We start from the raw sequence: 24,016 nt of genomic DNA, 5'->3' as shown, positions 1-24,016 counted from the left end.
TCCTTTCAATTTATGGCGATTACCAGCTTGCTTTTTTGACACCAGGAATCTGACCTTTGTAAGCAAGTTCACGGAAACATATACGGCAGAGCTTGAATTTGCGAATGACTGAATGTGGTCTTCCGCAACGTTCGCAGCGTGTGTATTCTCTAACTTCAAACTTCTGTTTCTTTTGCTGTTTAGCAATCATTGATTTTTTAGCCACAATTTCGCCTCCTTATAGCTTACTTTTGAAATGGCATACCGAACTGGGTAAGCAGCTCACGTGCTTCTTCGTCTGTGTTCGCTGTTGTAACGACAACAATATCCATACCTCTTACTTTGGATACTTTATCGTAGTCGATTTCAGGGAAGATAAGCTGTTCTTTGACACCGAGTGTGTAGTTGCCGCGTCCATCAAACGCTTTTTTGGAAATACCTCTGAAGTCTCTTACACGTGGGAGGGATACTGAAATCAGTTTATCCAGGAAATCATACATTCTTTCTCCACGAAGTGTAACTTTAGCTCCGATTGGCATACCTTCACGCAGGCGGAAAGTTGCGATGGATTTTTTAGCTTTGGTGATTACCGGCTTCTGACCTGTAATTGCCTGTAGTTCTTCTACTGCTGTATCGAGTACTTTAGAGTTCTGAACTGCATCACCAACACCCATGTTTACAACAATCTTCTCGATTTTTGGTACTTCCATTACAGAAGAATAGTTGAATTTGCTAACAAGTTCGTTTTTGATCTGTTCATTGTATTTTTCTTTCAAACGTGCCATTGGATGGACCTCCTTCCATTACTAATTAATTTTTTTCGTATTTTACAGTCGGAATTTCTTTTCCTGATTTTACAGCTACTCTCACTTTAGTTCCGTCTTCTTTAACTTCATGACGGATGCGAGTGCGTTCGCCTGATTCAGGGTCAACGTGCATAACGTTGGATACGTGGATAGCCGCCTCTGTTTCGAGGATGCCGCCTTCAGGGTTCATCTGTGAAGGTTTAAGATGTTTCTTCATCATATTGACGCCTTCGACGATGACACGGTTTTTAGCAGGGATTGATTTAAGTACAGTGCCCTCTTTGCCTTTATCTTTACCGCTGATTACAACGACTTTGTCTCCAGATCTTACGTGCATGGGAATCGCACCTCCTTGTTTAAATGTCGATTAAAGTACTTCTGGCGCAAGTGAAACGATCTTCATGAAGTTGCCTTCACGGAGTTCACGTGCTACTGGACCGAAGATACGAGTACCTCGTGGACCTTTATCATCACGGATGATCACGCATGCGTTCTCATCGAATTTGATATAGGAACCATCTTCACGGCGTACACCAGATTTAGTTCTAACTATTACAGCTCTTACTACTTCACCTTTTTTAACAACGCCACCAGGTGTTGCATTTTTTACAGTTGCAACGATGACATCGCCAATATTTGCAGTCTTGCGACCTGTTCCACCCAAGACCTTGATAGTCAGCACTTCACGTGCACCTGAGTTATCTGCCACTTTTAAGCGGGTTTCCTGTTGGATCATGCGAATAGACCTCCTTTATCCTCGATAGTTTAGATGACTACTGCTTCAACAACGATTTCCACGAGACGGAAACGTTTAGTTGCTGATAGTGGACGTGTTTCTTCGATTCTTACTACGTCACCAGTTTTTGCAGTGTTGTGCTCATCATGCGCTTTGTATTTTTTAGAGTATTTGACACGTTTGCCAATGATCGGATGTCTTTTCTGTGTTTCAACGACTACTGTGATCGTTTTGTCCATCTTGTCGGACACTACGCGACCTTGGTAAACTTTACGTTCGTTTTTACCTTCCACTATATGAGCCTCCCTTTAATATTATTGGCTTGCTTTCGCTTCGTCGAGCTCTCTCGCGCGGATAGTTGTTTTCATTCTAGCGATAGTTTTTCTAACCTCTTTGATACGAGCAGTGTTCTCTAGCTGACCAGTAGCTAGTTGAAAGCGTAGGTTGAAGAGCTCTTCCTTCAGTTCTTTGACGTTATTTTCAATTTCGGAAGTTGTCAGATCACGGATTTCATTAGCTTTCATTCGTATCACCACCTAATTCTTCACGTTTAACAATCTTGGTTTTTACTGGAAGTTTGTGGCTCGCGAGACGAAGTGCTTCTCTAGCTACCTCTTCTGGGACACCCGAAACTTCGAACATAATACGGCCAGGCTTAACTACTGCCATCCAGCCTTCTACAGCACCTTTACCGGAACCCATACGTACTTCCAATGGTTTTTTAGTATAAGGTGTATGCGGGAAAATACTGATCCATACTTTACCGCCACGCTTCATATAACGCGTCATTGCGATACGCGCAGCTTCAATCTGTCTGGAAGTGACCCAGGCTGTCGTTGTTGCCTGCAGTCCGTATTCACCGAAACTTACTTCAGTTCCGCCTTTTGCGCGTCCTTTAGTATCCGGACGATGTTGACGACGGTATTTTACTCTTTTAGGTAATAGCATTGTTATTTTCCTCCTTTACTTTTTGTCATTCTTGACAGGAAGAACTTCTCCACGGTAGATCCATACTTTAACACCGAGTTTACCGTATGTTGTATCTGCCTCTTCATGTGCATAGTCTATGTCTGCACGAAGAGTATGCAGTGGAACTGTTCCTTCGCTGTATCCTTCAGAACGTGCGATATCTGCGCCACCGAGACGACCTGAAACTTGTGTTTTAATACCTTTAGCTCCAGCTTTCATCGCTCTTTGTAGTACTTGTTTTTGTGCTCTACGGAAAGATACACGGTTTTCAAGTTGGCGTGCAATGTTTTCAGCAACCAGCTTCGCATCCATATCAACTTTCTTGACTTCAACAACATTAATGTGGATTTTCTTGCCTGTGATATTTGTCAGTGCAGTACGCAGCTTGTCGATCTCGCTACCGCCTTTACCGATCACCATACCAGGTTTGCCAGTGTGAAGCGCAATGTTTACACGGTTTGCAGCGCGTTCAATTTCAACTTTTGAAACAGCTGCATCTTTAAGATTATTTTCGATATATTCACGAATTTTAAGGTCTTCGTGCAGCAGGTCTGCAAAGTCTTTCTCTGCGTACCACTTAGCCTCCCAATCACGGATGATACCAGTACGAAGCCCAATAGGATTTATCTTCTGACCCAAATTAATTCCCTCCTTGTGGTTGTTATGCGTTCTCTTCTACTTTTGTTTCTTCTGTTTCCTGAACTTCTTCAGTTGAAGGTTCTGAAACAACAATAGTGATATGACTAGTACGTTTGTTGATCTTTGTCGCACGGCCTTGTGCACGTGGACGGAAACGTTTCAATGTTGGACCTTCGTTGGCATATGCTTCAGAAACATATAGGCTGTCGATGTCCATGTCGTAGTTGTGCTCAGCATTGGCTACTGCTGATTTGAGCAGCTTTTCAACTACCGGCGAAGTTCTTTTGTTTGTTAGTTTGAGAATTGCGATCGCTTCTCCGACTTCTTTACCGCGAATGAGGTCAAGAACCATTCTCGCTTTGCGGGGAGCAATTCTAACTGTTTTTGCAACTGCTTTCGCTTGCATCTTTCGTTCCTCCTTTATTCCGTCTTATACCTTATCGTCTTGTTTTCTTGTCGTCGTTTCCGTGGCCTTTGAACGTTCTCGTTGGAGCGAATTCTCCAAGCTTGTGACCGACCATATCTTCAGTTACATATACCGGTACATGTTTGCGTCCATCATATACAGCGATTGTATGACCGATGAAGTTAGGGAAGATTGTAGAACGGCGTGACCATGTTTTGATTACACTTTTTTTGTTATCTTCGTTGAGTTTTTCCACCTTGTTCATGAGGTGATCGTCAACAAAAGGTCCTTTTTTAAGACTGCGAGCCATTTTGGCGCCTCCTTCCAATAATGCGTGCGGATGTAGAATCCGCACACTACTTTGGTTTCATTATTTCTTCTTCTTACGTCCTCTTACGATGAGCTTATCAGAACGATTCTTGCCTTTACGTGTCTTCTTACCGAGGGTTGGTTTACCCCAAGGAGACATTGGTGACGGACGTCCGATTGGCGCACGGCCTTCACCACCACCGTGTGGGTGATCGTTAGGGTTCATGACGGAACCACGAACTGTAGGGCGTTGTCTCTTCCATCTTGAACGACCCGCCTTACCGATGTTGATCAGTTCGTGCTGTTCGTTACCGACAGAACCGACAGTTGCGCGGCAAGTTGCAAGGATCATACGTACTTCACCAGAACGGAGTCTGACAAGAACATATTTACCTTCCTTACCGAGAACCTGGGCACTTGCACCGGCTGATCTCACCAGCTGGCCGCCTCTGCCTGGTTTAAGTTCGATATTGTGGATTGTTGTACCTACAGGAATATCAGTAAGTGCCAGTGCGTTACCAACTTTGATGTCCGCTTCCGGGCCACTCATGATTTCGTGTCCTACTGTTACACCTTTAGGTGCAATGATGTAGCTTTTCTCACCATCTGCATATACAACCAGCGCGATGTTCGCTGAACGGTTTGGATCATATTCAATCTGAGTTACACGACCTGGTACGCCATCTTTGATACGTTTGAAGTCGATTACTCTGTATTGACGTTTGTGTCCGCCACCTTTGTGACGTACTGTGATTCTACCTTGGTTGTTACGTCCCGCTTTTTTCGGCAGCGGCTGTAATAGTGACCGTTCCGGCGTCGTTGATGTGATCTCAGCGAAGTCGGAGCCAGTCATATTACGACGAGCGTTGGTGGTCGGCTTATATTTTTTAATCGCCATCTCGTTTTACCTCCTTATTGGTAATTGTTGATTAGAATATTTCGATAGTACCTTCTTTAAGTGTCACGATTGCTTTTCTTCTTTTTCTTGTATAGCCGCTGTAACGTCCCATACGTTTCTTCTTCGGCTTGTAGTTCATTATGTTCACTTTGTCGACTTTGACGTCAAAGATCTTTTCAACTGCATATTTAACTTGTGTTTTGTTTGCTTTTACATCCACTTCAAATGTGTATTTGTCCATGGACATCAAGTCAGCAGAACGCTCAGTGATTACCGGGCGTTTAATGATATCGCGTGCATCCATTACAGAAGCACCTCCTCTGCTTTATTGATAGCACCTTCAGTGAAAATAACACGGTCTGCAGAAAGGATGTCGAGTACGTTGAGCTGCTCTGGTGTCAACACTGTAACACCTTGCAGGTTACGGGATGAAAGTTCGACATTTACATCTTCGCCTTCAAGTACAAGCAGTACTTTTCTGTTTGCGTTCAGATTTTCAAGAATTGCTGTGAAGTCTTTTGTCTTCGGCGTTTCAAGTGACAGGCTGTCGACAACAGTCAATGCTTCTTCATTAACTTTTGCGGACAGTGCTGAGCGAAGAGCCAGACGACGCATTTTTCTAGGCATTTTGTAAGAGTAGCTTCTTGGCGTAGGGCCGAATACTACTCCACCTCCACGGTAGTGAGGTGCACGGATTGTACCTTGACGTGCATTACCTGTTCCTTTTTGTCTGAATGGTTTCTTACCACCACCGCTGACTGCAGAACGGTTCTTGACTGAGTGGGTACCACGGCGAAGTGACGCACGCTGCAGGTTCACTGCTTCAAAAAGCACATGCTGGTTCGGCTCAATGCCGAAGATATCCTGGTTGAGTTCTATAGAATTAACTTTGCTTCCTTCTTTAGTTAATACATCTACGCTTGCCATTGTGTTAAATCCTCCCTTCCTAAATTACTATTATTTAACACCTTTTTTGATTGCTGTTGCGATTTTTACATATCCTTTACGTGGACCAGGCACGTTGCCTTTTACAAGGATGACGTTGCGTTCTGCGTCCACTTTGACGATTTCAAGATTCTGCAGTGTAACAGTTTCTCCGCCCATGCGTCCTGGCAATGCTTTGCCTTTGAATACGCGTGATGGGTCGGCACCCTGTCCCATTGAACCAGGTCTTCTGTGGTAGCGGGAACCGTGGGACATAGGTCCGCGGCTCTGGTTGTGACGCTTGATCGCACCCTGGAAACCTTTACCTTTGGATGTTGCTGTCACGTCTACCAAGTCGCCTGCTGCAAATGTATCTACAGTGACTTCTTGACCGACTTCGAATTCATCTGCTGCGAGATTTTTGAATTCGCGTACGAAGCGCTTAGGAGCTTTGCCGGATGCTTTAGCATGTCCAGTTTCAGCCTTGTTTGCATATTTGTTTGTTCTCGCACCTGCGAAGAACTCACGCTTGTCGTCGAAACCGATTTGTACTGCACTGTATCCATCAGTTTCTTCCGTTTTCTTCTGCAGCACTACGTTGCCTGCTGCTTCAACTACAGTTACTGGAATAAGCTCGCCGTTTTCTCCGAAAACTTGAGTCATTCCCACTTTTCTACCTAAGATTCCTTTGGTCATCGAAAGTCGCACCTCCTGCTATAATTTATAATTTGATTTCGATGTCCACACCAGATGGCAGGTTGAGTCCCATTAGGGCATCTACCGTTTTCGGTGTAGGGTTTGCAATGTCGATAAGACGTTTGTGTGTACGCTGCTCAAACTGCTCACGGGAGTCTTTGTACTTGTGTACCGCACGGATGATTGTGTATACAGTCTTCTCAGTTGGAAGTGGAATCGGTCCGGAAACATCTGCACCCGAACGCTTCGCTGTTTCAACAATCTTCTCTGCTGACTGATCCAGCACTCTGTGGTCGTACGCTTTCAAACGAATACGAATTTTTTGTTTTGCCATTATTTAACCTCCTTTTGGTCGTCATCATTGATTGATAGACTTCTCCACGAAAATTCTCTTGCACGCTGCCATGGCAAAGCGGCCGGGCGTGTCAGTAACCTCTCGCTTCATCGATTCAGAAAACGCGCGCCTTCTTATGTAAGGCGGTGTGTTCTTTAACATGGACATATCACGTCCATTTCAGTCCAACGTTAGATATATTACACGAAAAGAGTGAAAAAATCAATAGATAACTCAAGATTTTTTCACTCTTTTTCAACCGGGCTGCCAATACGCTGCCCAATTATACAGTATTCAGTTACAAATTACAATGTCTATTCAGTCATAAATATAAAATAAAGTATGAAAATCACAAACAGACCATACATGATCGGATGAATCTCTTTTCTTCTGCCGGCCATGATCATGGTGATGGGGTAGAAGACAAAACCGATGGCGATGCCGGTAGCGATACTATAGGTCAACGGCATCATGAACATGGTCAGGAATGCCGGAACTGCGACTTCAAACTGGTCCCATCTCACTTTGGACAGATTTGAGACCATGAGTGCGCCGACGATGATCAGTGCAGGCGCTGTCACTTCGGAAGTGAAAGTGACGATGAGTGGAGACAGGAAGATGGCCAGAAGGAACAGCACACCGGTGATGACACTTGCAAAGCCTGTTCTTGCCCCTGCTGCCACGCCCGCTGTGGATTCGACATACGACGTTGTCGTCGAAGTACCGAAGATGGCACCGGCGATTGTTGCAATCGAGTCGGACAGCAGTGCGCGTCCGCCCCTCGGCAGCTTGTTGTCCTTGATCATATTCGCCTGGCTCGCTACACCGACCAGTGTACCTGCAGTATCGAAGAAATCGACAAACAGGAAAGTCAGTACAACGATCAGAAACTGGATATTGAATATTTCAGCTGGATTCGCAAATGCTTCGAATGCCGCACCAAATGTCGGTTCTATGCTTGGAACCGAACCGATGAAGCTCTCAGGAAGCGGCACAAGCCCGAAAATAAGACCGATGATTGCAGTGATGATCATACCGAAGAATATCGCGCCCGGCACTCTTCTTGCCATCAGGATGACGGTGATGACCAGACCTGCCACAGCAAGAAGTACAGTCGGATCGTGAATCACACCAAGGCCGACCAGCGTCGATTCGTCCGTTACAATGATGCCGGCACCCTGCAGCCCTACGAACGTGATGAAGAAGCCGATACCGGCGCTGACTGCCATTTTCATTTCCATCGGAATGGAGTTGATGATGTACTCCCTCACACCACTGATGGTCAGCAGCGCAAAGATCACTCCGGAAAATAGAACGCCTGTCAGTGCAGTCTGCCAAGGGATTCCCATTGTCAGGATGACGGTGAAAGCGAAGAACGCATTCAGACCCATTCCCGGCGCAAGCGCAATCGGATATTTTGCATATAGCCCCATCACCAGACAGCCGATGAATGCTGCAAGTGCTGTGGCAACAAAGACTGCGTCCATATCCATGCGCATCGTTTCAGGTATCCCTTCTACACCCTGCAGGGATAATATGGATGGGTTGACGGCGAGTATGTATGCCATGGAGAGGAAAGTGGTCAATCCCCCGATTATTTCACGCCGGTAGCTTGTGCCATTTCCTTCGAAGTCAAAAAACTTTTTCATAACCTACTCCATTCTTTGATCAGTTTGTTTGATACTATATTATCTTGATGATTTCCTTATCTTCCCCACCGAGAAATCCGACGAGCAGACGGCGAGTGAGGGGCAGCCATATTTCGATAAGTTTACCCAGAGACAGAATGATGATGAGCGTACCGATGAATACCGGTCCGCCAAGCAGGAATCCTGCCACAGCAGCACCCAGCTCCATGATATTCCTTGCCATCGATATTTTCAATCCGAACTTTTCAACCAGCAGCAGCATCAGTGTATCCCGCGGTCCGGCTCCAAGATTCGGAGTGATATAGAAGGCGACGCCAAAAGCCATGACAAAAAGGCCGATTGCAAAAACGATGATATGCTGGGACCAGCCTTCAAATTCCGGGATAAGCCAGTTGAATACATCAATGAACAGTCCGACCGCCACCATATTGATGTAGACTCCTGCTTTAGGAAGACGGCGGGTAAAGATAGCAGTGACCAGAACGATGGAGGCACCGGCAATGATCGCCCAGCTTCCGATTGTCAGACCAAAGGTCTGCCACAGGCCATAGTGCAGCACGTCCCATGAACCCAGACCGAGAAGCCGCCCTTTGATGGTCAGTGATATGCCAAGTGCAAGTATGACCAGTCCTATTACGTAGAACAGCCAGCGTTTTGCTACATTGCTCGACATGTGACACCTCCTCGACTTTATTATCTAAATCAGTTTACGCCCATGTGATGAAAAACGCAATATCATTCGAGAACACTTCCAAAACGTTTGAAGCATTCAGCGTGCGGGAAAATTATAATAATTGAATAATGAACGGGAGGAAAAACTATGAAAAATAAATATATGATGGCAGGTATCCTCCTTTCGGCATCACTTGCGATGACCGCATGTGGAGAGGGTGAAGTGAGCGAAGACACATCCGAAATGCCGGAAGCGGATGAAGTTGTAGAGGAGAATCCAGTCAACACTTCAGAGGAAGGAACTACGGAAGAGCCTGCTGAATCCAGTGAAGAGGCAACCACGGAATCTTCAGACGGCAGCGAAGATACATCCGAAATGCCTGAAGTGGACGAAGTAGTGGAAGAGAACCCGACCAGCACCTCAGAGGAAGGAACTACGGAAGAGCCCGCTGAATCCAGTGAAGAGGCAACCACGGAATCTTCAGGCGGAAGTGACGATACTTCAGAAATGCCGGAAGTAGATGAGGTTGTGGAAGAGAATCCGAGCAGTGATTCGGAGGAAGGGACAAGCGAATAGATTGCTGTAGTAAAAACTGAGAACGACCGAAAAAAGGCGCGACCCGACGGGTCGCGCCTTTTTATACTTCCACAGCCTGTATGAATCGGGCCAGCTTCCCTGCATCGAGGTGATCCTTAATACGGTATCCTTCGTGGAAGTGTCCCACATACTGGTTGCCCAGTAGATTTCTTATATCAAGTGTCATGGCTGCAAGATCGAAGTACCGGTCTCTTACGCCCACATTTCCAAGATCCACACTGCCGGTGATATAGTTCTCATTGATAATGACATTGGAAAGGGTGAAGTCTCCGTGGGTGAAGACCGGATCTGTATGGATATCATCTTCCGAATATATGAATGGGCATCCATCGATGTTCTGCTTATGCAGGAAGCTCAAGTATCTTCCGATCTGACGCATGGTGGAAATGATCACTTCCGGCTGCTGCCGTTGCAGAAATGCTGCTGCATCAATACCCGGAAGCGCCAGATAAAACATCCACGCTCCATTTTCCTCATATAAAGTAACCGGTTTCGGTACACCTCCCACCCCATTCATTTCCATCCATAGCAGTCTTTTGTATTCCCTGCGGGTCCTTCTTGGATCATCGCCATAGGATTTTGCCACCAGTGGTTCCTTCGGCTGGTACATGTTGGGCGGGTCTTCGCCTCCATATTCAAGCAGGTGGATCTGTGCATCGGAACTTCCCTCGAGCGATGTCCAGTCATAGTATTCCTCATATATCTCAAAAGTGTGCATGCAAGTCCCTCCAGTCACTATCATTCTACTTCAATTATCGTTAGAATGTCATCAGTGTTTCCCCTAATATCAATTGCATTATGATATGATACAACTATAATTCAAGGTGGTGAAAGTAATGGATTTGAACTATAGACTCGAGGAACTTAAAAATGAGTATATACGGATTCAGGGCGATCTGGAAAAGCTGGAATCCACCGGCAACAGTACATCAAAAATGGAAGAGCGCCTTGTTCAGATAGAGACGGAGATTGCACAGACAAAAAAGGAAATCAGAAATAATCAATAGGAAGTGCCTACCATGAAAAAAATGATCCTGTTCATTATGATCATACAATTCCTCATATATTTCGGCTTCAGCATGATCATCCCCGTCATCCCGGAGCTTGTTACCGAGCTCGGTGTATCCACAATGCACATGGGCTGGCTGCTGGCTGTCTACTCCATTGCCAGCTTCCTCTCGGCACCTTTCTTCGGTAGACTGAGCGACCGTTATGGACGTCGTCCGATTCTGCTGTACGGTCTATTGGCATTCAGCTTCAGCTTTCTCCTGTTCGGCATGTTCATCGACGTCCTGTGGGTACTTTATCTGAGCCGGCTGATCGGAGGCGCCGCTTCGGGCGCACTCTACACGGCAACTACGAGCATGGTGGCCGACCTGACCACACGGGAAGAGCGGACACGGTTCATGGGACTCATCGGAATGTCCATCGGTCTCGGCTTCATTTTCGGACCAGGGATAGGCGGCCTGCTCACCCAGATCAGTCTGAGCTTCGCATACTACATGACCACCCTTGTCATCGTCGGTGCACTGCTGTTCAGCATGTTCAAAATCAAGGAGACCTATCGTCCCGGGAATCGGGCCGGCAAGGAGATTACACTGCCAAGCGAGTACTTCCTGAAACCCGTCGGCATCCTGCTCATCTGTACGTTCTTTGTCATGTTCACCATGAGTGGCATGGAAAGCACATTCCAGCTGCTCGGCATCGATCGGATCGATATTACACCTGCCCAGATGGGCGCACTGTTTGTAGTAGGTGGCATATTCAATGCTGCAGTCCAGGGTGGATTCATCGGCCGGCTTAAAGATGGCCAGGAGTATCCTGTCATGATTGCCGGCCAGATTCTGACATTGACCGCCTTCATTCTGCTGCCGTTCATGTCGAGTCTGCTATACGCAGGGGTGTGCATCGTTCTCCTCATGACAGGAAATGCGCTCGTCAAAACGCTGCTTACTTCCCAGATCACCAAAGAGGCACACAGCGATGAAATGGGACGCATGACCGCCACTACATACTCCCTGGACAGTTTGGGGAGAATTTTCGGACCGGTCGTCTTCAATATACTGTTCGTCCTGACTTCGGGACTGCCCTTCGTGTTCGGAGCAGCTGCAACGCTGCTGTCCACCTACTTCATTTTCCAATACTTCAGGAAAAGGAGGAATTTCGCATGATTCTGACCATACTTATGCTGCTTCTGTATCTGGTTATCGGGGCAGCAACCATACTTTTTGTAAGAAACCGGACACTCGATATTTTAAGGCTCATCGCCGGTATCGCATTCATGCTGATAATGACGGCCACTGCCCTCAATGCCCAGAACCCGGATGGCATACTTGTATTTGCACTCGCCGTCTGCCTGTTCCTATCAGTTGAAATCACCGGCTTCAAGGAAGCTAAAGGGGACCGTTCGCGTCTATTCATGATACACGCCTTCACACTCATGATCTCCGCCGTCCTCATCATCATGCTGCTGACGCAGTAACAGGGAAAGAGGTGGAAACTTGAGACGCGTCATACTGATTCTGCTCATCCTCATGCAAATCATGTTCTTTATAAACTACATCATCAATGATGGTGTCATATTCTTCAATATATACGTATGGGCGCTGCTGAGCCTGATTTCACTTACAGCGGGCTGGAGGGCAACAAACTCCGAACCGAACCTTTATGAAAACAGCAATATCCATCTTGCACTGTCCATCACGCTGCTGCTCATGTCGATAATGTCTCTGATCTTCATACTGCTCATCATCATTACACGGCCCTATTTCCTATAGCCGGTCAAAAAGAGGGGCTGGGACATAAATATCTTCATCACAAATAATCCGTACGTTAGCTTTCCTGGGGCATCGCGTAAGCCTGTAGTCTTACGCTGATGCTATTTCCCAAGGAGTCGAACGTACGGATTATATTTATATTTCATGACATGCATCATCTGTTCGAAACTTTTGTCCCAGCTCCTCTTTTATAATACATGGCTTATCGTCGGTCTTTGATGGATTTCAAGGTCTGGTTGAGCTTCACCTTGCCTTTTTGGAATATCGGCACACCCATTTCAGCCAATATATACAATGGCCGATGGATGATATAGTCGAACTCTCCAACCTTTTCGCTCACTTCTGTTCCCCACATCTTCTTGAACTGCCATAGCCCGAAATGCGGCGAGTCTTTCGGTGGCGCTGCACTGACACCACCGAAATCATATGTCTTCGCGCCATTATCGCGCGCATATTTCATCATTTCATACTGCATGTGGTGATTCGGAAGATACTCCCTGTAGAGGTCAGAAGAGGCGCCGTACAGGTAATAGGACTTATGTCCGGACTGGGCAAGCAGTGCGCCCGACAGGATGACACCTTCAGGATGATCCTTCTTCAGCTCGTCGGTTTCCTGCTGCTGCTTTTCGAGCTTCTGCTTTCTGTTGCCGATATCCCGGAGCTGATTCTCCTTTTTAGTGCCTTCCTTCTTCTTCTCAGCCTTTGCCAGCTCTTTGTGCACCTTCTGCAGATCTTCTTCAATCGCTGCAGCAGCCTTCTCCGGAATCAGCTTCACCAGAAACAGTTCCATATGTCCGTTATCATGGAGATTATCATAGAGAGATTCAAAGTAGGTGATGTCCCTCGTCAGGAAACCATCCCGCTGTCCGGTCTCCTTCATGAGCTTGACAAATGTCGGCAGATCTCCACGCGACGCCCTATAGACCTCCGTACCCCGGCGGAGTGCATTGCGGACTGTGGTCCGGTTATTTCGATCATAACTCTGAAGCAGGTCCTCGTCGCTTTTATCGATCGCAGCCACCATTGTCTGGCGAGGCTGTATATTGTCCTTGCTCATGCCATCTTTCAGACCACGATGTCTGAAGCCGATCGACTTGAGATATTCTATCGTATCAGGATGTGCTTCAAGAGGCAGATCCGGATCTATCTTGATGGCATACGCCTTCTCATCCCTGGCAATCTGCAATGCTTCATCCAGCATGAAATCCACTAGTTCCCGATTCTTATAGTCGCATACGAATCCTCTCGATATGTAGCATAGCGTATGTTGAAGTCTTGGCACCCTTTTGAAGAGCAGAAGCCCGACGCCAAGCACTTCCCCGCCATCATCACCAACCGCCAGACGCCTCGAGTACCAACCGGTAAGACGCTTGGATCCCGCCCAGTCGGTCAGCTGCAGCAGATCGCCATGCGGATGGCTCTCTACAAATTGATCATGTTCATCTTCTGTCAGGTTCAACAATTTAAGCATATTGGTCTCCATTCAAATAAAATCTGATATAATTGTCTCATGAAAGGTGGTCCTATCATGAGACAAGGTATTTTGATCTTTCTTCTGCTTATCAATATCGTCAGCATAATACAGCTCGGACAATATGAGAGCGGTGAACTTATTGCCCTGATGAGCGTCAGAATAATCCTCAGCGTCATCACCATCATGTTGAGCATAGCTTATATACTCGTCAGAGGTTCAAAGTCTCTGATCATTCTCAGTGTCATCACAGCACTTTCAGCCTTCATCCAGCTCGCTCTGATCGTCTATATAAACTTGTAGACAGCACCTTTGTATATGACCGGCTCTCCATCCATTTCCACTTCCAGAGTGATGGATGGAGTTTTATTTTCAGAAAGGGTGATGGTGGTGTGCGGATCAACTTCGCCTTCCCATATGCCGATGACATCAAAAAAGGCTTCCCATACCTTTCTGCTCCGAACTTCGTGATGGATATTCATCTGTGGGCTCAAAAGATCCCCTCTCAGCTGCCTGATCCGGGCCAGCCGCTGCATTTTGGATTCTTCCCACTGGATGAAGAACGGAAATATTTCCGAATCATCTTCAATATAGAGGAGCTTCCAGCGGATGGTTTCCGTCCCCGCTTTGCGCTCCATATCCACTGGACCAATCGGTGTGAAGCCCTGTGCACGATATCGATCCGCCAATTGGTGAATTTCATCCGTAGCAAAAGCATAGCGGATGAATCCCTCCTCATACCCCATTACATCAATGGTTCTGGCAAATGAATCCACCGACTCCTGCAGATGCTGATTGAAGATCGCCTCGTCATAGATGCCCAGATATTCGATGTATCTCAGGTCAAAATACGACAGCAGGTTCTCCGTACCCAGTCGTTCGTGCCTCCCTCCGGAATGGATGGGCAATACACCTTCCGCCTCCACTGTATCCAGCTGTTTTACATAATGTATGATGTGATCGAATTCCACCATGCCGTTCACCTCTTTTTTACTATATCATAATACCATGCAACAATACCGAAAACCAAAAAATGCAGCCTGCCCTATAGGGACAGGCTGCTCGCTCTATGATTTGATGACGTCTGGTGCATCCTGCTCGAGTCTTTCCTGTTCTCGCATGCGCTCTTCTCTTGTGACGATCCGCTTTTCCGTTTCGCTGTCGAAGAAATGCCCTTTGTTCATATCGAATGCAAATTTTATGACGTCTCCCGGATCCAGCTGGTTCCGTGCATCCACCCGGGAAATGAATTCCTGCCCTTCAAGCTCGGAATACAGCATGATTTCGGAACCGAGCAGTTCACTTACTTTCACCTCTGCATTGAATGCTGAAGCGAGTTCCGACTCGACAAAAACGGCTTCTTCCCGAACGTCTTCGGGACGGATGCCGAATTTGATCGGCTGATTGTCATAGCCCTGGTTGATCAGCATCCGACGTTTTGCTTCAGGAATTTTCATAGTGGAATCGCCAATGACCAGTTCTCCATTTTTGATTTCTCCATTAAAAACATTCATCGCAGGTGCACCGATGAACTGGGCAACGAAAACATTCTCAGGAAAATCATAGACTTCCTTCGGTGTACCGACCTGCATTATATCACCCTTGTTGAGTATGACAATGCGTGTCGCCATGGTCAGTGCTTCCGTCTGGTCATGCGTAACGTAGACCGTCGTGGTTTTCAGACGCTTGTGCAGCTTGGTAATTTCCGCACGCATCTGGACCCTCAATTTGGCATCCAGGTTCGACAGCGGCTCATCCATAAGAAAGACGCCTGCATCCCTGACGATGGCACGGCCAAGTGCCACACGCTGCCGCTGGCCACCGGATAGCGCTTTCGGCTTACGGTTCAGAAAGTCTGTCAGCCCCAGAATTTCCGCTGCGTTTTCAACACGCTGTTTTATTTCCCGTTTTGGCGTCTTCCGCAGCTTCAGACCAAATGCCATGTTGTCATATACACTCATATGCGGATAGAGTGCATAGTTCTGGAATACCATAGCGATGTCCCTGTTCTTCGGCTCCACATCATTCATCTTCTTGTCATCGATATAGAAAGCACCATCTGTAATCTCCTCAAGTCCTGCAATCATCCGCAGCGTCGTCGACTTGCCGCACCCGGAGGGGCCGACCAGCACGATGAATTCACCATCATGGATTTCAAGATTGAAGTCATGTACAACTGTCGGACCGTTATCATATTTCTTCTTTATATGTTCAAGCTTTAATTCTGCCATCCCCACTCACTCCTTTAAGCCCACCACATATCAGTCGGCTTTTCTCTGATTATAACATTCTGCAAAGTCTTTACAGCAGTCTGGAAGCCCTCTTCGATGGACATCAGTCCATCTTCATGTTCAATGGATACAACATAGTCGTAATCGTAGGTTCTGAGCGCACTCATCATGTTCGCCCACTCCTCGATGCCATGCCCGAGCCCTACACTTCTGAATGTCCAGCTTCTGTCTCTGATATTGCCGTATGGATTCATATCCAGATATCCATGCATATTCAGATTATCGGTGTCGATATAAGTATCTTTGGCGTGGAAATGATGAATAGCATTTTCACGTCCCAGAATTTTTATTGCCGCTACAGGATCAATGCCCTGCCACCACAAGTGGCTCGGATCAAGATTTGCACCGATATATTCATTTGTCGCTTTTCTCAATTCCAGCATTGTATGTGGAGAATGGATAAGGAAACCGCCATGAAGTTCCAGGCCGATTTTGACATCGTGTGCTTTCGCCACATCTGCGATATCCTTCCAGTATGGAATGAGCCTGTTTTCCCACTGCCATTCCTTGATCTGGGAGTATTCCTCAGGCCATGGTGTCACCGGCCAGTTGACGGCTGTATCGGTCGCGTTGCCTGCTGGTGTACCACTGAACGTATTGACGACCGGTACATCCAGAAGATCGGCGAGTTCAATCGTTTTACGCAAAACCGTGTCCGATTCCTCACGCAGGGACGGGTCCGGGGAAATCGGATTGCCGTGACAGCTGAAGGCACTGATGATCAGGCCACGAGATGCGAACTTATCAATATATGCGTGTCTTGTCGTTTCCGATTCAAGCAGTTCATCAAGATTACAGTGCCTGCTGCCAGGATAGACACCTGTGCCGATTTCGACTGCATCCAGACCCGATGCTTTGACGTAATCCAGCATTTCTTCGAGTTCCATGTTCTGGAATAATGGATTGAATACTCCGAGTTTCATCTATTTGCCTCCTAAAGTCTGATACTGCGCTGTTCCTTCGAGCTCAAGTAGATTGCTTCGATTATTTTTGATACTTCTTTTGCCTCCGTGGACTTCACTGTCAGCGGTGTATTGTACTTGATGGCGGAAATGAAGTTCTCCGCCTGCAGCCGGCTGTAGGTCTCGTCCACTTTTATATAGTCGATGCGCATTGTCGTCATAAGATCCTCATCCGCCTGGTTGACCTTCATATCAAATACATCGAGACCCGCTTTTGCGCCTGAAATACTGATATGATTTTCATCTTCCGGGATATTTGCCGCCCAACTTGTTTCAAACAGCATGGACGCCCCATTATTGAAGCGGATGAATGCACTGACATGGTCCTCCACTTCGAATGCATCACGATTGAACTGGCCCCATTCGTTGACTGTATTCGAACGGCTGAGATGGTTGTACGTCGCGCTCGATACTTCCACCGGTTTTACTTCACCCATCAGATACATTGCCAGATCGAGCAGGTGGCATCCATAATCGATCAGCGCACCACCACCTTGAAGCTCCTGATTGATGAACACACCCCAGCCGGGTACTTTTCGGCGCCTGAGCCCCTTGACCCGAACAACCAATGGTTCACCGATTGTTCCACGCTCAATCACTTTTTTGGCCGCAATCGCTTCCTTCATGAAGCGGTAGTGATAGGCGATGTGCAGTTTCACACCATTCTCCTCTTCGGCTTCAATCATCGCGTTGCATTCCTCTGTCGTCATCGCCATCGGCTTCTCGCAAAGCACATGCTTGCCGTGGTTCATGGCATCAATGGCGATGGGGGCGTGATATTTGTTCGGTGTGGAGACAACCACCGCATCCACGTAGGGATACATATCTTCAATTTCGGAAAACACTTCAGGGATGCCAAGTTCATTGGCCACCTTCATCGCGCGCTCCTGATTGATGTCCTGGACCGCCATGATCTCCACTTCGTCAAAAGTTCTGAAAGTGGGGATATGGCGACCGGTCGCTATTCCACCGACACCTATGAAACCTAGTCTGATTTTGGACATTTGCAACACCTATTCTTCAGTAATGATCTTATTTGTTCTATCAGATTCGAAAGCATTCAGTATGATTTCGACGGATTTTTTTGCGTCCTCCGCCGTTACAGGGACACGCTCGTCTTTGACAAGCGCATCGATGAACGCTTCCATGACAAAGGATTTCTTGCTCTGCCCTTCGTCGTCATTCGTCTGGATGCCGCCATAGTTTTCGCGGACCACTTCTCCTGTACTGCTGGTGAAAATAAACGAATATTCCGGGTCATCGAGAAGATTGAGCACACCCTTGTCGCCATAAATGACCGTCGAATTGTCCTCTTCCCCGTAGAACGCCCAGCTCGCCTGCAGCGTACCAATTACATTCGACTCTGTACGCAGGATGCATACCGCATTATCATCCACATCGGAGAATTCCTTTGCTTCCTTTGAAATGAACCCGCCGACATCGACGACCTCTTCATCGAGAATGTAACGGATCAGGTCCGCCTTGTGCACACCGAGATCACCCATGGCACCCATTACTGCCTGATCTTTTTTGAAGAACCAGCTGTCCTTTCCGTCCACACTCCAGCCTTCCGGGCCACCATGACCAAAAGCTGTTCGGAAAGAGTAGATTCTACCGAGTCTGCCTTCGGCTATATAGTCACGTGCCACCTGATGCTCCTTGATCAGCCGCTGGTTATGGCCGACCATCAGCTGCTTGCCTGATTTCTTTTCAGCCTCAATCATACGGTCCATTTCGTCCAGAGTGATACCCATCGGTTTCTCGCACAGTACATGCTTCCCCGCTTCAAGTGCTGCAATTGAAATTTCTGCATGCTTATAGTTCGGTGTACAGACACTGACTGCTTCTACGGACTCATCAGCCAACAGCTCGGTGTAATCCTCGTAGACTTTCCCCCCGTAGATTTCCTGCTGGGCTTCAGCCCGTTCTTTCACCAGATCGCAGAATGCGACCAGTTCCACATTTTCGAGTTTGCTATATTCGGCAATATGACGTTTGACTCCAATGCTGCCGCATCCGATAATACCAACCTTGATCATTATGATTTCTCCTTTATCTGTTCCAATGGTTCGTGGTTTCCGTAGAAATGCTTCTTGCCGCGGCCACTGCCTGCCCAGTCGACACCATTTCTGATGACTGTCTGGACGTTTGCATCGTAGTATGTCGGATGGGTTTCATGTCCCGGGCGGAAGTAGAAGATCTTGCCGTTTCCACGCTTGAATGTACATGCACTTCTGAAGACTTCGCCGCCTTCGAACCAACTGAGCATGATCAGTTCATCCGGAACCGGGATATCGAAGTGCTCGCCGTACATCTCTTCCTGCGGCAGCTCGAAATATTCTCCGAGTCCGTCCACAATCGGATGTGTTGGATCCACGACCCACAGACGCTCCTTCTCCTGTGCCTCGCGCCACTTGAGATCGCATGACGTCCCCATGAGCAGTTTGAATGGTTTTGAAAAGTGTGCGGAATGGAGAACGACCAGTCCCATGCCATCCCATACACGCTGCTGTACCTTCTCGGCGATCTCATCAGATACTTCATCATGGGCCTTATGGCCCCACCAGATGAGCACATCCGTATCATCCAGCACTTCGTCGGTCAGACCATGCTCAGGCTCGTCGAGTGTCGCAGTCGTCACTTCATGCCCCTCGAGGAAGCTTGCAATCTGGGCGTGGATGCCTTCCGGATATATATTGCCTACCTCTTCATTTTCCTTCTCGTGTCTGTATTCGTTCCAAACCGTCACTTTCATTCATCTTCCTCCTTATGTGTGGATTGCCTCTCTATGATGCGTGTCGGCACTGTGATGTCCTTCTTCGGCCTGTCCGGATCCCTGACCAGTGTGATGATCTCCTTGCCCGCTTCCCTGCCCAGCTCCTGCGGAAAAATATCCACTGTTGTCTGAGGAGGAGAAGCAAGCTTGGTCAGCAGCGAATCACTGAAAGTTGCGGTCGCGACATCTTCCGGAATGCGGATTCCCAACTGGTAGAGATGGGAAATGATTCTGGAGTTCAGCACCCCATCCAAAGTCAGCAAGGCGTGCGGCCGGCTGCTGCTGAAAAGGAAGTCCAGCATGCGTCGGATTGAACCGTCTTCATTTTCACATTTGATCACACTGCCCGTTCCGGGCAGAGCAGATCCATCCATAGCCATTTCAAATCCTTTTATCCTATCCTTCGCAACTGCGAAAATATCATTATCGACAACCATTACAATTTCACTATACCCTTTTTTGAGCAATAATTCAGTGATTGCAAATGCCGCCTGTACATTATCATTATCCACATAGGCTGCTTCACAGTTTTTAAATATATTTTTCCCTATGACCACGTAGGGAAAACGTGCTGCTTGAAGGAAATCCGCTATCGGATCGTCTGCTTTGGAATAAAGAAGGATGAAACCGTCGACCTGTCTGGAACTGATCAGTTCTTTCACTTCCGCCAGCAGGTTCACATCGTCTGCTGCAGAAGTAGTGAGCGTGGAGAAGCCGTTTTCCCTGCACGTTTCGGAAACTCCAAGATTCACTTCAGAATAGAATGGATTGAGGTTCACCTCATGCATACCACTTTTGATGACCAGACCGATTGTGTTAGCCTGGTTCGTCACCAGGTTCCGCGCCGAAATATTGGGCGCGTACCCGACCTCCTCCATTATTCTTCTGACTTTCTTTTTTGTAGTACTGCTGATGCCATCATGATCCTTGATCACTCTGGAAACAGTGGAAGGGGAAACCCCTGCAATCTTCGCTACATCTTTTATCGTCACCATTTCACCATAACCCTCCCGGCTACTTCACTGCACCATCCGATACTCCTTTGATGATATGCTTCTGAGCAATAAAGTAGCCGATGATGACAGGAATGATGGATATTGTCAGACCTGCAAGTGCCAGTGTCCACTGCTTTGTGTACTGTCCGAAGAACAGGAACAGTTTGAGCGGGATTGTTTCATCCCCCTGTCCAAGCACCAGACTCGGCAGTAGGAAATCGTTCCATATCCAGATGACATTCAGGATTGCCACTGTGATGCCGATCGGTCTCAAAAGTGGGAAGATGACATGCCAGAAAGTCTGCCATTTGGTTGCCCCGTCGATCTTCGCCGCTTCATCGAGAGAAATCGGTATGTTTTTCAGTGCACCATGATAGAGGAAAAGTGAAAGCCCCGAGCCGAAGCCGATATACATGAAGATCAGACCCCACTTGTTCAGACTCTGAAGCTCACTGAAAATCTTGACCAGCGGAATCATCACCGACTGGAATGGTATCAGCATGCTTGCTACAAAAAGGAAGAAGATCACTCCACTGACTTTGCTCTTGTTTCTTGATAGCGCATAGGCTGCCATAGCCGAAAAGAATACGATGCAGATGATGCTGAGTGAAGTGATCAGGAACGAATTGAAGAATGTTCTAAGAAAATCAAGCTCATTAAAAGCCTCCACAAAGTTCTGTACAATAGGTTCGCTCGGCGGTGCAAGTGTGTTTTCAAACAACTCCCTTTTCGTTTTGAAGGCATTGGCCAGCATAATATAGAAAGGGGAGAGCCACAGAAGTGCGAGCAGGATACCGATGATTTCGAGAACAACACGACCGGTCGTCTTTTTCTTCTTCATTACAGCTCCACCTCTTTTTTCTTATTATAATAGACCTGCGTGAGACTGAGGAGGGCAACAATGATGAAGAATATGACGGCCTTGGCCTGGGCAAGCCCCATGGTGTTCATGGCAAATGCCGTATCTACGATATCCATCGCAATCATTTTCGTCGTACCTCCAGGTCCGCCTCCTGTAAGAGAAAGGTTCTGGTCGTATATCTTGAATGCACCGGACAGCGTCAGGAACATGCTTACTGTAAACGCAGGAGCCACCAGCGGCATTACGACATTCTTCAATTTCTGCATATAACTTGCTCCGTCCATATCCGCTGCCTCAAGGAGTTCATCAGGTATGCTCTGCAGATAGGCGATATAGATGATCATGATATATCCGGCCATCTGCCACACATGCAGGATTACAAGTCCCCAGAAGCCCGTCGCCGGAGTTGCCAGCCACCCTTCCAGCATCTCAACCCCGAGTGCCTCGCCTATAGTATTGAAAATGTCCGTAAAGATGAACTGCCAGACAAAACCGAGTATCAGACCACCAATGAGGTTCGGCATGAAAAAGACGGTTCTCAGGAAGTTCTTCGACTTTATGTAGCTGGTCACAATCAGAGCCAGCGAAAAGCCGACGACGTTTATGATGATTACTGTAACAATGGCGTATTTGAAAGTGAACCAGAGTGCCCCGAGAAATGTCGGGTCGGAAAACAAACTCACGTAGTTGCCGAAACCTGTGAATACCGGCGTCTGTGCCATATCCCCCGACCATTCAGTCAAAGAATAATAGATACCCCAGACGAATGGGACGACTACAACAATCAAAAGCGCAGCCAGCACTGGGGCGATGAATACCCAGTACATGATATTTTTGGTCTTCATATTAACACCTCATTTAAGAAATAATGGAGCAATGCGATTGCTCCATTATCATCCCTATTATCTATTCTCTTCCCAGTATGCTTTGGAGTTTTCCACGACTTCTTCCCATGTAATGTCTCCGGAGATGTACTGCTGCACATTATTTCCGAATGTCTCTTCCGCGAATCCTGTCGGGTAGCCGAGGAACACCCAGCCGCTTGTATTGCCTTCTTCAGAATACTGGTATATCTCCTGAGACAGCGGATCTGTAATCTGGCTTGTATCATAGCCCTCATATGCCGGGATGAAGTTGAAGTCGTTGATTACTGCTTCCTTGCCCGCATCAGAAGTATACATCCAGTCCAGGAAATCGACTGCTGCTTCCTGTACATTTTCTTCAGCACCGGAGTTGACGACCCAGTACTGTGGTACACCGACCGGCATTTTGGATTCTCCTGCTACAGGAATCGGAATGATGCCTGAGTTTTCCGCAACTTCAGGTGCGATCTGTTCGATGGATGGGTATGCCCAGTTACCCTGCTGGATCATCGCCACTTTCTCCATGGAGTAGAGTGCTTCCACCTGCTGTGAATAGTCGAGACTCAGCACAGGCTGCTCGGAATATTCAACCTGCATATCAATATAGTTTTTAAGCTCTTCGGAAAGTTCAAACTCTACTGTGTCCGATTCAAAAGCTTCCTGGACGCTATTGTTGAACTCAGGTGCGAGGAAAGAACTGCTGGAGTGGTTTCCATAAACCCATCTCTCCTTGCCCGGGAATGCAAAGACAGCTTCTAGTCCAAGCTCTTCCTTCATGCCATCAAGCGTCTCAACTGCCGCCTGCAGATCTTCCATTGTTGTCAAGTCGTCCGGGTTGATACCTGCCTCTTCGAAGATGGACTTATTGTATATCAGACCATAGCCTTCAAGGTTATATGGCAGGCCATAGACCTGATCGTCAACAGTCACTGCTTCGAGTGTGCCGTCAAGCGCTGCGTCTGCAGCTTCGGAATCTTCTATAGGTGCGATACGATCCTGGTGGTCTGCATAGTCCTGCGGACCGCCTATGTTGAAAATATCAGGTTCCTCACCAGATGCAATCTTTGATTTCAGAGTCGCACCATAGTCATTACCACCGCCGACAGTTTCCACGTTGATGGTTACATTGGGGTTCTCTTCTTCATATTGTGCGACCAGACTCTCAAACTGATCCCTGAACTCCACTTTGAACTGGTAAAGGTCAATGGTCACTGATTCTCCTTCGCTTCCACCTTCCTCTGTTTCGTCTGAAACTGCCCCTCCTGCATCCCCGCTGTTTCCACATGCACCAAGCATCAGAATCAGTGTGAAAAGGAAAGCATAACTCCACTTGAATTTCTCCATCTGTACATCCCCCTTTTTACGTAAGCGCTGTCATTCGCTTATAGATATGATTCTATATTT

35 protein-coding genes are annotated in these 24,016 nt (G+C 47.3%); 6 read left to right on the top strand and 29 right to left on the bottom strand.

Going from position 1 to position 24,016, the window contains the following annotated elements; genetic code table 11:
- Positions 1-19 precede the first annotated feature (19 nt).
- From FO441_RS07325 to FO441_RS07245, 17 genes are all read right to left on the bottom strand, one after another.
- Positions 20-205, bottom strand: coding sequence for a type Z 30S ribosomal protein S14 (locus tag FO441_RS07325; protein ID WP_145287984.1), 186 nt, complete (start codon positions 203-205; stop codon positions 20-22).
- Between the two features lie 19 nt (positions 206-224).
- Positions 225-764: a 50S ribosomal protein L5 gene (rplE, locus tag FO441_RS07320; RefSeq protein WP_145287981.1), complete on the bottom strand. Its 540-nt coding sequence runs from the start codon at positions 762-764 to the stop codon at positions 225-227.
- Positions 765-789: 25 nt separating this feature from the next.
- Complete coding sequence (rplX, locus tag FO441_RS07315; protein WP_145287978.1) at positions 790-1,122, bottom strand: 50S ribosomal protein L24; 333 nt, start codon at positions 1,120-1,122, stop codon at positions 790-792.
- A 30-nt stretch (positions 1,123-1,152) separates the two neighbouring features.
- Positions 1,153-1,521, bottom strand: coding sequence for a 50S ribosomal protein L14 (gene rplN / locus FO441_RS07310; protein ID WP_145287975.1), 369 nt, complete (start codon positions 1,519-1,521; stop codon positions 1,153-1,155).
- 29 nt (positions 1,522-1,550) lie between these two features.
- Positions 1,551-1,814 carry a 30S ribosomal protein S17 gene (gene rpsQ / locus FO441_RS07305; protein ID WP_160656964.1) on the bottom strand — a complete coding sequence of 88 codons (264 nt, stop codon included), beginning with the start codon at positions 1,812-1,814 and terminating at the stop codon, positions 1,551-1,553.
- Between the two features lie 21 nt (positions 1,815-1,835).
- Complete coding sequence (rpmC, locus tag FO441_RS07300; protein WP_145287970.1) at positions 1,836-2,045, bottom strand: 50S ribosomal protein L29; 210 nt, start codon at positions 2,043-2,045, stop codon at positions 1,836-1,838.
- Positions 2,035-2,469 carry a 50S ribosomal protein L16 gene (gene rplP / locus FO441_RS07295; protein WP_145287967.1) on the bottom strand — a complete coding sequence of 145 codons (435 nt, stop codon included), beginning with the start codon at positions 2,467-2,469 and terminating at the stop codon, positions 2,035-2,037. Before rplP ends, rpmC begins: the two co-directional genes overlap by 11 nt.
- A 15-nt stretch (positions 2,470-2,484) precedes the next feature.
- Positions 2,485-3,129: a 30S ribosomal protein S3 gene (gene rpsC, locus FO441_RS07290; protein WP_145287964.1), complete on the bottom strand. Its 645-nt coding sequence runs from the start codon at positions 3,127-3,129 to the stop codon at positions 2,485-2,487.
- Positions 3,130-3,151: 22 nt separating this feature from the next.
- Entirely contained in the window at positions 3,152-3,535 is a 384-nt protein-coding gene (gene rplV / locus FO441_RS07285) for a 50S ribosomal protein L22 (protein WP_145287961.1), read from the bottom strand.
- A gap of 31 nt (positions 3,536-3,566) precedes the next feature.
- Entirely contained in the window at positions 3,567-3,845 is a 279-nt protein-coding gene (gene rpsS / locus FO441_RS07280; protein WP_040105344.1) for a 30S ribosomal protein S19, read from the bottom strand.
- Between the two features lie 60 nt (positions 3,846-3,905).
- A complete protein-coding gene (rplB, locus tag FO441_RS07275; protein ID WP_145287958.1) occupies positions 3,906-4,742 on the bottom strand; it encodes a 50S ribosomal protein L2 in 837 nt (278 codons plus the stop codon).
- Between the two features lie 31 nt (positions 4,743-4,773).
- Positions 4,774-5,046, bottom strand: coding sequence for a 50S ribosomal protein L23 (gene rplW, locus FO441_RS07270; RefSeq protein WP_145287955.1), 273 nt, complete (start codon positions 5,044-5,046; stop codon positions 4,774-4,776).
- Positions 5,046-5,669 carry a 50S ribosomal protein L4 gene (rplD, locus tag FO441_RS07265; protein ID WP_145287952.1) on the bottom strand — a complete coding sequence of 208 codons (624 nt, stop codon included), beginning with the start codon at positions 5,667-5,669 and terminating at the stop codon, positions 5,046-5,048. Before rplD ends, rplW begins: the two co-directional genes overlap by 1 nt.
- Positions 5,670-5,699: 30 nt before the next feature.
- Positions 5,700-6,362 carry a 50S ribosomal protein L3 gene (gene rplC, locus FO441_RS07260; RefSeq protein WP_145287949.1) on the bottom strand — a complete coding sequence of 221 codons (663 nt, stop codon included), beginning with the start codon at positions 6,360-6,362 and terminating at the stop codon, positions 5,700-5,702.
- A 25-nt stretch (positions 6,363-6,387) separates the two neighbouring features.
- Entirely contained in the window at positions 6,388-6,696 is a 309-nt protein-coding gene (gene rpsJ / locus FO441_RS07255) for a 30S ribosomal protein S10 (protein WP_145287947.1), read from the bottom strand.
- A gap of 314 nt (positions 6,697-7,010) precedes the next feature.
- Entirely contained in the window at positions 7,011-8,345 is a 1,335-nt protein-coding gene (locus FO441_RS07250; protein WP_145287944.1) for an NCS2 family permease, read from the bottom strand.
- A gap of 34 nt (positions 8,346-8,379) precedes the next feature.
- Positions 8,380-9,018 carry a YczE/YyaS/YitT family protein gene (locus tag FO441_RS07245; RefSeq protein WP_145287941.1) on the bottom strand — a complete coding sequence of 213 codons (639 nt, stop codon included), beginning with the start codon at positions 9,016-9,018 and terminating at the stop codon, positions 8,380-8,382.
- Between the two features lie 147 nt (positions 9,019-9,165).
- Here FO441_RS07245 and FO441_RS07240 point away from each other — a divergent pair, with 147 nt between their 5' ends.
- A complete protein-coding gene (locus FO441_RS07240) occupies positions 9,166-9,594 on the top strand; it encodes a hypothetical protein (RefSeq protein ID WP_145287938.1) in 429 nt (142 codons plus the stop codon).
- A 61-nt stretch (positions 9,595-9,655) separates the two neighbouring features.
- On the opposite strand, the gene FO441_RS07235 is transcribed toward FO441_RS07240, so the two are convergent.
- Positions 9,656-10,333, bottom strand: a complete 678-nt coding sequence (locus FO441_RS07235) for a phosphotransferase (protein ID WP_186365502.1) — start codon at positions 10,331-10,333, stop codon at positions 9,656-9,658.
- A 118-nt stretch (positions 10,334-10,451) separates the two neighbouring features.
- Between FO441_RS07235 and FO441_RS12580 the strand changes: the two genes are divergently transcribed.
- From FO441_RS12580 to FO441_RS07220, 4 genes are read left to right on the top strand one after another with little or no spacing between them, the layout of a single operon-like run.
- Entirely contained in the window at positions 10,452-10,622 is a 171-nt protein-coding gene (locus FO441_RS12580; RefSeq protein ID WP_186365501.1) for an SE1832 family protein, read from the top strand.
- A 12-nt stretch (positions 10,623-10,634) separates the two neighbouring features.
- Positions 10,635-11,786, top strand: coding sequence for an MFS transporter (locus FO441_RS07230; RefSeq protein WP_145287932.1), 1,152 nt, complete (start codon positions 10,635-10,637; stop codon positions 11,784-11,786).
- A complete protein-coding gene (gene mspA, locus FO441_RS07225) occupies positions 11,783-12,097 on the top strand; it encodes a membrane stabilizing protein MspA (RefSeq protein ID WP_145287929.1) in 315 nt (104 codons plus the stop codon). Before FO441_RS07230 ends, mspA begins: the two co-directional genes overlap by 4 nt.
- Before the next feature lie 19 nt (positions 12,098-12,116).
- Complete coding sequence (locus tag FO441_RS07220) at positions 12,117-12,392, top strand: hypothetical protein (RefSeq protein ID WP_145287920.1); 276 nt, start codon at positions 12,117-12,119, stop codon at positions 12,390-12,392.
- Between the two features lie 202 nt (positions 12,393-12,594).
- Here FO441_RS07220 and FO441_RS07215 read toward each other — a convergent pair whose 3' ends face one another.
- A complete protein-coding gene (locus tag FO441_RS07215) occupies positions 12,595-13,863 on the bottom strand; it encodes a lipid II:glycine glycyltransferase FemX (protein ID WP_145287919.1) in 1,269 nt (422 codons plus the stop codon).
- Positions 13,864-13,920: 57 nt separating this feature from the next.
- Here FO441_RS07215 and FO441_RS07210 point away from each other — a divergent pair, with 57 nt between their 5' ends.
- Entirely contained in the window at positions 13,921-14,166 is a 246-nt protein-coding gene (locus FO441_RS07210; protein ID WP_145287915.1) for a hypothetical protein, read from the top strand.
- Here the strand turns inward: FO441_RS07210 and FO441_RS07205 are convergent.
- The 10 genes from FO441_RS07205 to FO441_RS07160 all read right to left on the bottom strand — a co-directional run bounded on the left by FO441_RS07205 (position 14,151) and on the right by FO441_RS07160 (position 23,956).
- Positions 14,151-14,837 carry a VOC family protein gene (locus FO441_RS07205; RefSeq protein WP_145287910.1) on the bottom strand — a complete coding sequence of 229 codons (687 nt, stop codon included), beginning with the start codon at positions 14,835-14,837 and terminating at the stop codon, positions 14,151-14,153. The genes FO441_RS07210 and FO441_RS07205 overlap by 16 nt on opposite strands.
- A gap of 93 nt (positions 14,838-14,930) precedes the next feature.
- On the bottom strand, positions 14,931-16,094 hold the full coding sequence (locus FO441_RS07200; RefSeq protein WP_145287905.1) for an ABC transporter ATP-binding protein: 1,164 nt from the start codon (positions 16,092-16,094) through the stop codon (positions 14,931-14,933).
- 14 nt (positions 16,095-16,108) lie between these two features.
- Entirely contained in the window at positions 16,109-17,077 is a 969-nt protein-coding gene (locus tag FO441_RS07195) for a sugar phosphate isomerase/epimerase family protein (protein ID WP_145287904.1), read from the bottom strand.
- Positions 17,078-17,088: 11 nt separating this feature from the next.
- Positions 17,089-18,120: a Gfo/Idh/MocA family protein gene (locus FO441_RS07190; RefSeq protein WP_145287903.1), complete on the bottom strand. Its 1,032-nt coding sequence runs from the start codon at positions 18,118-18,120 to the stop codon at positions 17,089-17,091.
- Between the two features lie 9 nt (positions 18,121-18,129).
- Positions 18,130-19,161, bottom strand: coding sequence for a Gfo/Idh/MocA family protein (locus FO441_RS07185; protein ID WP_145287902.1), 1,032 nt, complete (start codon positions 19,159-19,161; stop codon positions 18,130-18,132).
- Positions 19,155-19,871 carry a ThuA domain-containing protein gene (locus tag FO441_RS07180; protein ID WP_145287901.1) on the bottom strand — a complete coding sequence of 239 codons (717 nt, stop codon included), beginning with the start codon at positions 19,869-19,871 and terminating at the stop codon, positions 19,155-19,157. The genes FO441_RS07185 and FO441_RS07180 overlap by 7 nt, the downstream gene beginning before the upstream one ends.
- The gene (locus FO441_RS07175) at positions 19,868-20,887 is read right to left on the bottom strand and encodes a LacI family DNA-binding transcriptional regulator (RefSeq protein WP_145287900.1); all 1,020 of its coding nucleotides are present in this window, start codon (positions 20,885-20,887) and stop codon (positions 19,868-19,870) included. Before FO441_RS07175 ends, FO441_RS07180 begins: the two co-directional genes overlap by 4 nt.
- Positions 20,888-20,906: 19 nt before the next feature.
- Positions 20,907-21,728 (bottom strand): carbohydrate ABC transporter permease, encoded by an 822-nt coding sequence (locus FO441_RS07170; protein ID WP_145287899.1) that lies wholly within the window; start codon positions 21,726-21,728, stop codon positions 20,907-20,909.
- Positions 21,728-22,594: a carbohydrate ABC transporter permease gene (locus FO441_RS07165; RefSeq protein ID WP_145287896.1), complete on the bottom strand. Its 867-nt coding sequence runs from the start codon at positions 22,592-22,594 to the stop codon at positions 21,728-21,730. Before FO441_RS07165 ends, FO441_RS07170 begins: the two co-directional genes overlap by 1 nt.
- Positions 22,595-22,651: 57 nt before the next feature.
- Complete coding sequence (locus tag FO441_RS07160; protein ID WP_145287894.1) at positions 22,652-23,956, bottom strand: ABC transporter substrate-binding protein; 1,305 nt, start codon at positions 23,954-23,956, stop codon at positions 22,652-22,654.
- Positions 23,957-24,016 lie beyond the last annotated feature (60 nt).

Origin of the sequence: Salinicoccus cyprini (assembly GCF_007713705.1) — a bacterium.
Classification (GTDB): Bacteria; Bacillota; Bacilli; order Staphylococcales; family Salinicoccaceae; genus Salinicoccus; species Salinicoccus cyprini.
The sequence above is the reverse complement of the archived record's forward strand: the minus strand, read 5'-3'. Positions and strand labels throughout refer to the sequence as shown.

Coding starts and splice junctions, on each gene's coding strand:
- rplE (WP_145287981.1), bottom strand. CDS start 764: ATGGCACGTTTGAAAGAAAAATACAATGAACAGATCAAAAACGAACTT.
- rplX (WP_145287978.1), bottom strand. CDS start 1,122: ATGCACGTAAGATCTGGAGACAAAGTCGTTGTAATCAGCGGTAAAGAT.
- rplN (WP_145287975.1), bottom strand. CDS start 1,521: ATGATCCAACAGGAAACCCGCTTAAAAGTGGCAGATAACTCAGGTGCA.
- rpmC (WP_145287970.1), bottom strand. CDS start 2,045: ATGAAAGCTAATGAAATCCGTGATCTGACAACTTCCGAAATTGAAAAT.
- rplP (WP_145287967.1), bottom strand. CDS start 2,469: ATGCTATTACCTAAAAGAGTAAAATACCGTCGTCAACATCGTCCGGAT.
- rplV (WP_145287961.1), bottom strand. CDS start 3,535: ATGCAAGCGAAAGCAGTTGCAAAAACAGTTAGAATTGCTCCCCGCAAA.
- rpsS (WP_040105344.1), bottom strand. CDS start 3,845: ATGGCTCGCAGTCTTAAAAAAGGACCTTTTGTTGACGATCACCTCATG.
- rplB (WP_145287958.1), bottom strand. CDS start 4,742: ATGGCGATTAAAAAATATAAGCCGACCACCAACGCTCGTCGTAATATG.
- rplW (WP_145287955.1), bottom strand. CDS start 5,046: ATGGATGCACGCGATATCATTAAACGCCCGGTAATCACTGAGCGTTCT.
- rplD (WP_145287952.1), bottom strand. CDS start 5,669: ATGGCAAGCGTAGATGTATTAACTAAAGAAGGAAGCAAAGTTAATTCT.
- rplC (WP_145287949.1), bottom strand. CDS start 6,362: ATGACCAAAGGAATCTTAGGTAGAAAAGTGGGAATGACTCAAGTTTTC.
- rpsJ (WP_145287947.1), bottom strand. CDS start 6,696: ATGGCAAAACAAAAAATTCGTATTCGTTTGAAAGCGTACGACCACAGA.
- FO441_RS07250 (WP_145287944.1), bottom strand. CDS start 8,345: ATGAAAAAGTTTTTTGACTTCGAAGGAAATGGCACAAGCTACCGGCGT.
- FO441_RS07245 (WP_145287941.1), bottom strand. CDS start 9,018: ATGTCGAGCAATGTAGCAAAACGCTGGCTGTTCTACGTAATAGGACTG.
- FO441_RS07240 (WP_145287938.1), top strand. CDS start 9,166: ATGAAAAATAAATATATGATGGCAGGTATCCTCCTTTCGGCATCACTT.
- FO441_RS07235 (WP_186365502.1), bottom strand. CDS start 10,333: ATGCACACTTTTGAGATATATGAGGAATACTATGACTGGACATCGCTC.
- FO441_RS12580 (WP_186365501.1), top strand. CDS start 10,452: ATGGATTTGAACTATAGACTCGAGGAACTTAAAAATGAGTATATACGG.
- FO441_RS07230 (WP_145287932.1), top strand. CDS start 10,635: ATGAAAAAAATGATCCTGTTCATTATGATCATACAATTCCTCATATAT.
- mspA (WP_145287929.1), top strand. CDS start 11,783: ATGATTCTGACCATACTTATGCTGCTTCTGTATCTGGTTATCGGGGCA.
- FO441_RS07215 (WP_145287919.1), bottom strand. CDS start 13,863: ATGCTTAAATTGTTGAACCTGACAGAAGATGAACATGATCAATTTGTA.
- FO441_RS07210 (WP_145287915.1), top strand. CDS start 13,921: ATGAGACAAGGTATTTTGATCTTTCTTCTGCTTATCAATATCGTCAGC.
- FO441_RS07205 (WP_145287910.1), bottom strand. CDS start 14,837: ATGGTGGAATTCGATCACATCATACATTATGTAAAACAGCTGGATACA.
- FO441_RS07200 (WP_145287905.1), bottom strand. CDS start 16,094: ATGGCAGAATTAAAGCTTGAACATATAAAGAAGAAATATGATAACGGT.
- FO441_RS07195 (WP_145287904.1), bottom strand. CDS start 17,077: ATGAAACTCGGAGTATTCAATCCATTATTCCAGAACATGGAACTCGAA.
- FO441_RS07190 (WP_145287903.1), bottom strand. CDS start 18,120: ATGTCCAAAATCAGACTAGGTTTCATAGGTGTCGGTGGAATAGCGACC.
- FO441_RS07180 (WP_145287901.1), bottom strand. CDS start 19,871: ATGAAAGTGACGGTTTGGAACGAATACAGACACGAGAAGGAAAATGAA.
- FO441_RS07175 (WP_145287900.1), bottom strand. CDS start 20,887: ATGGTGACGATAAAAGATGTAGCGAAGATTGCAGGGGTTTCCCCTTCC.
- FO441_RS07170 (WP_145287899.1), bottom strand. CDS start 21,728: ATGAAGAAGAAAAAGACGACCGGTCGTGTTGTTCTCGAAATCATCGGT.
- FO441_RS07165 (WP_145287896.1), bottom strand. CDS start 22,594: ATGAAGACCAAAAATATCATGTACTGGGTATTCATCGCCCCAGTGCTG.
- FO441_RS07160 (WP_145287894.1), bottom strand. CDS start 23,956: ATGGAGAAATTCAAGTGGAGTTATGCTTTCCTTTTCACACTGATTCTG.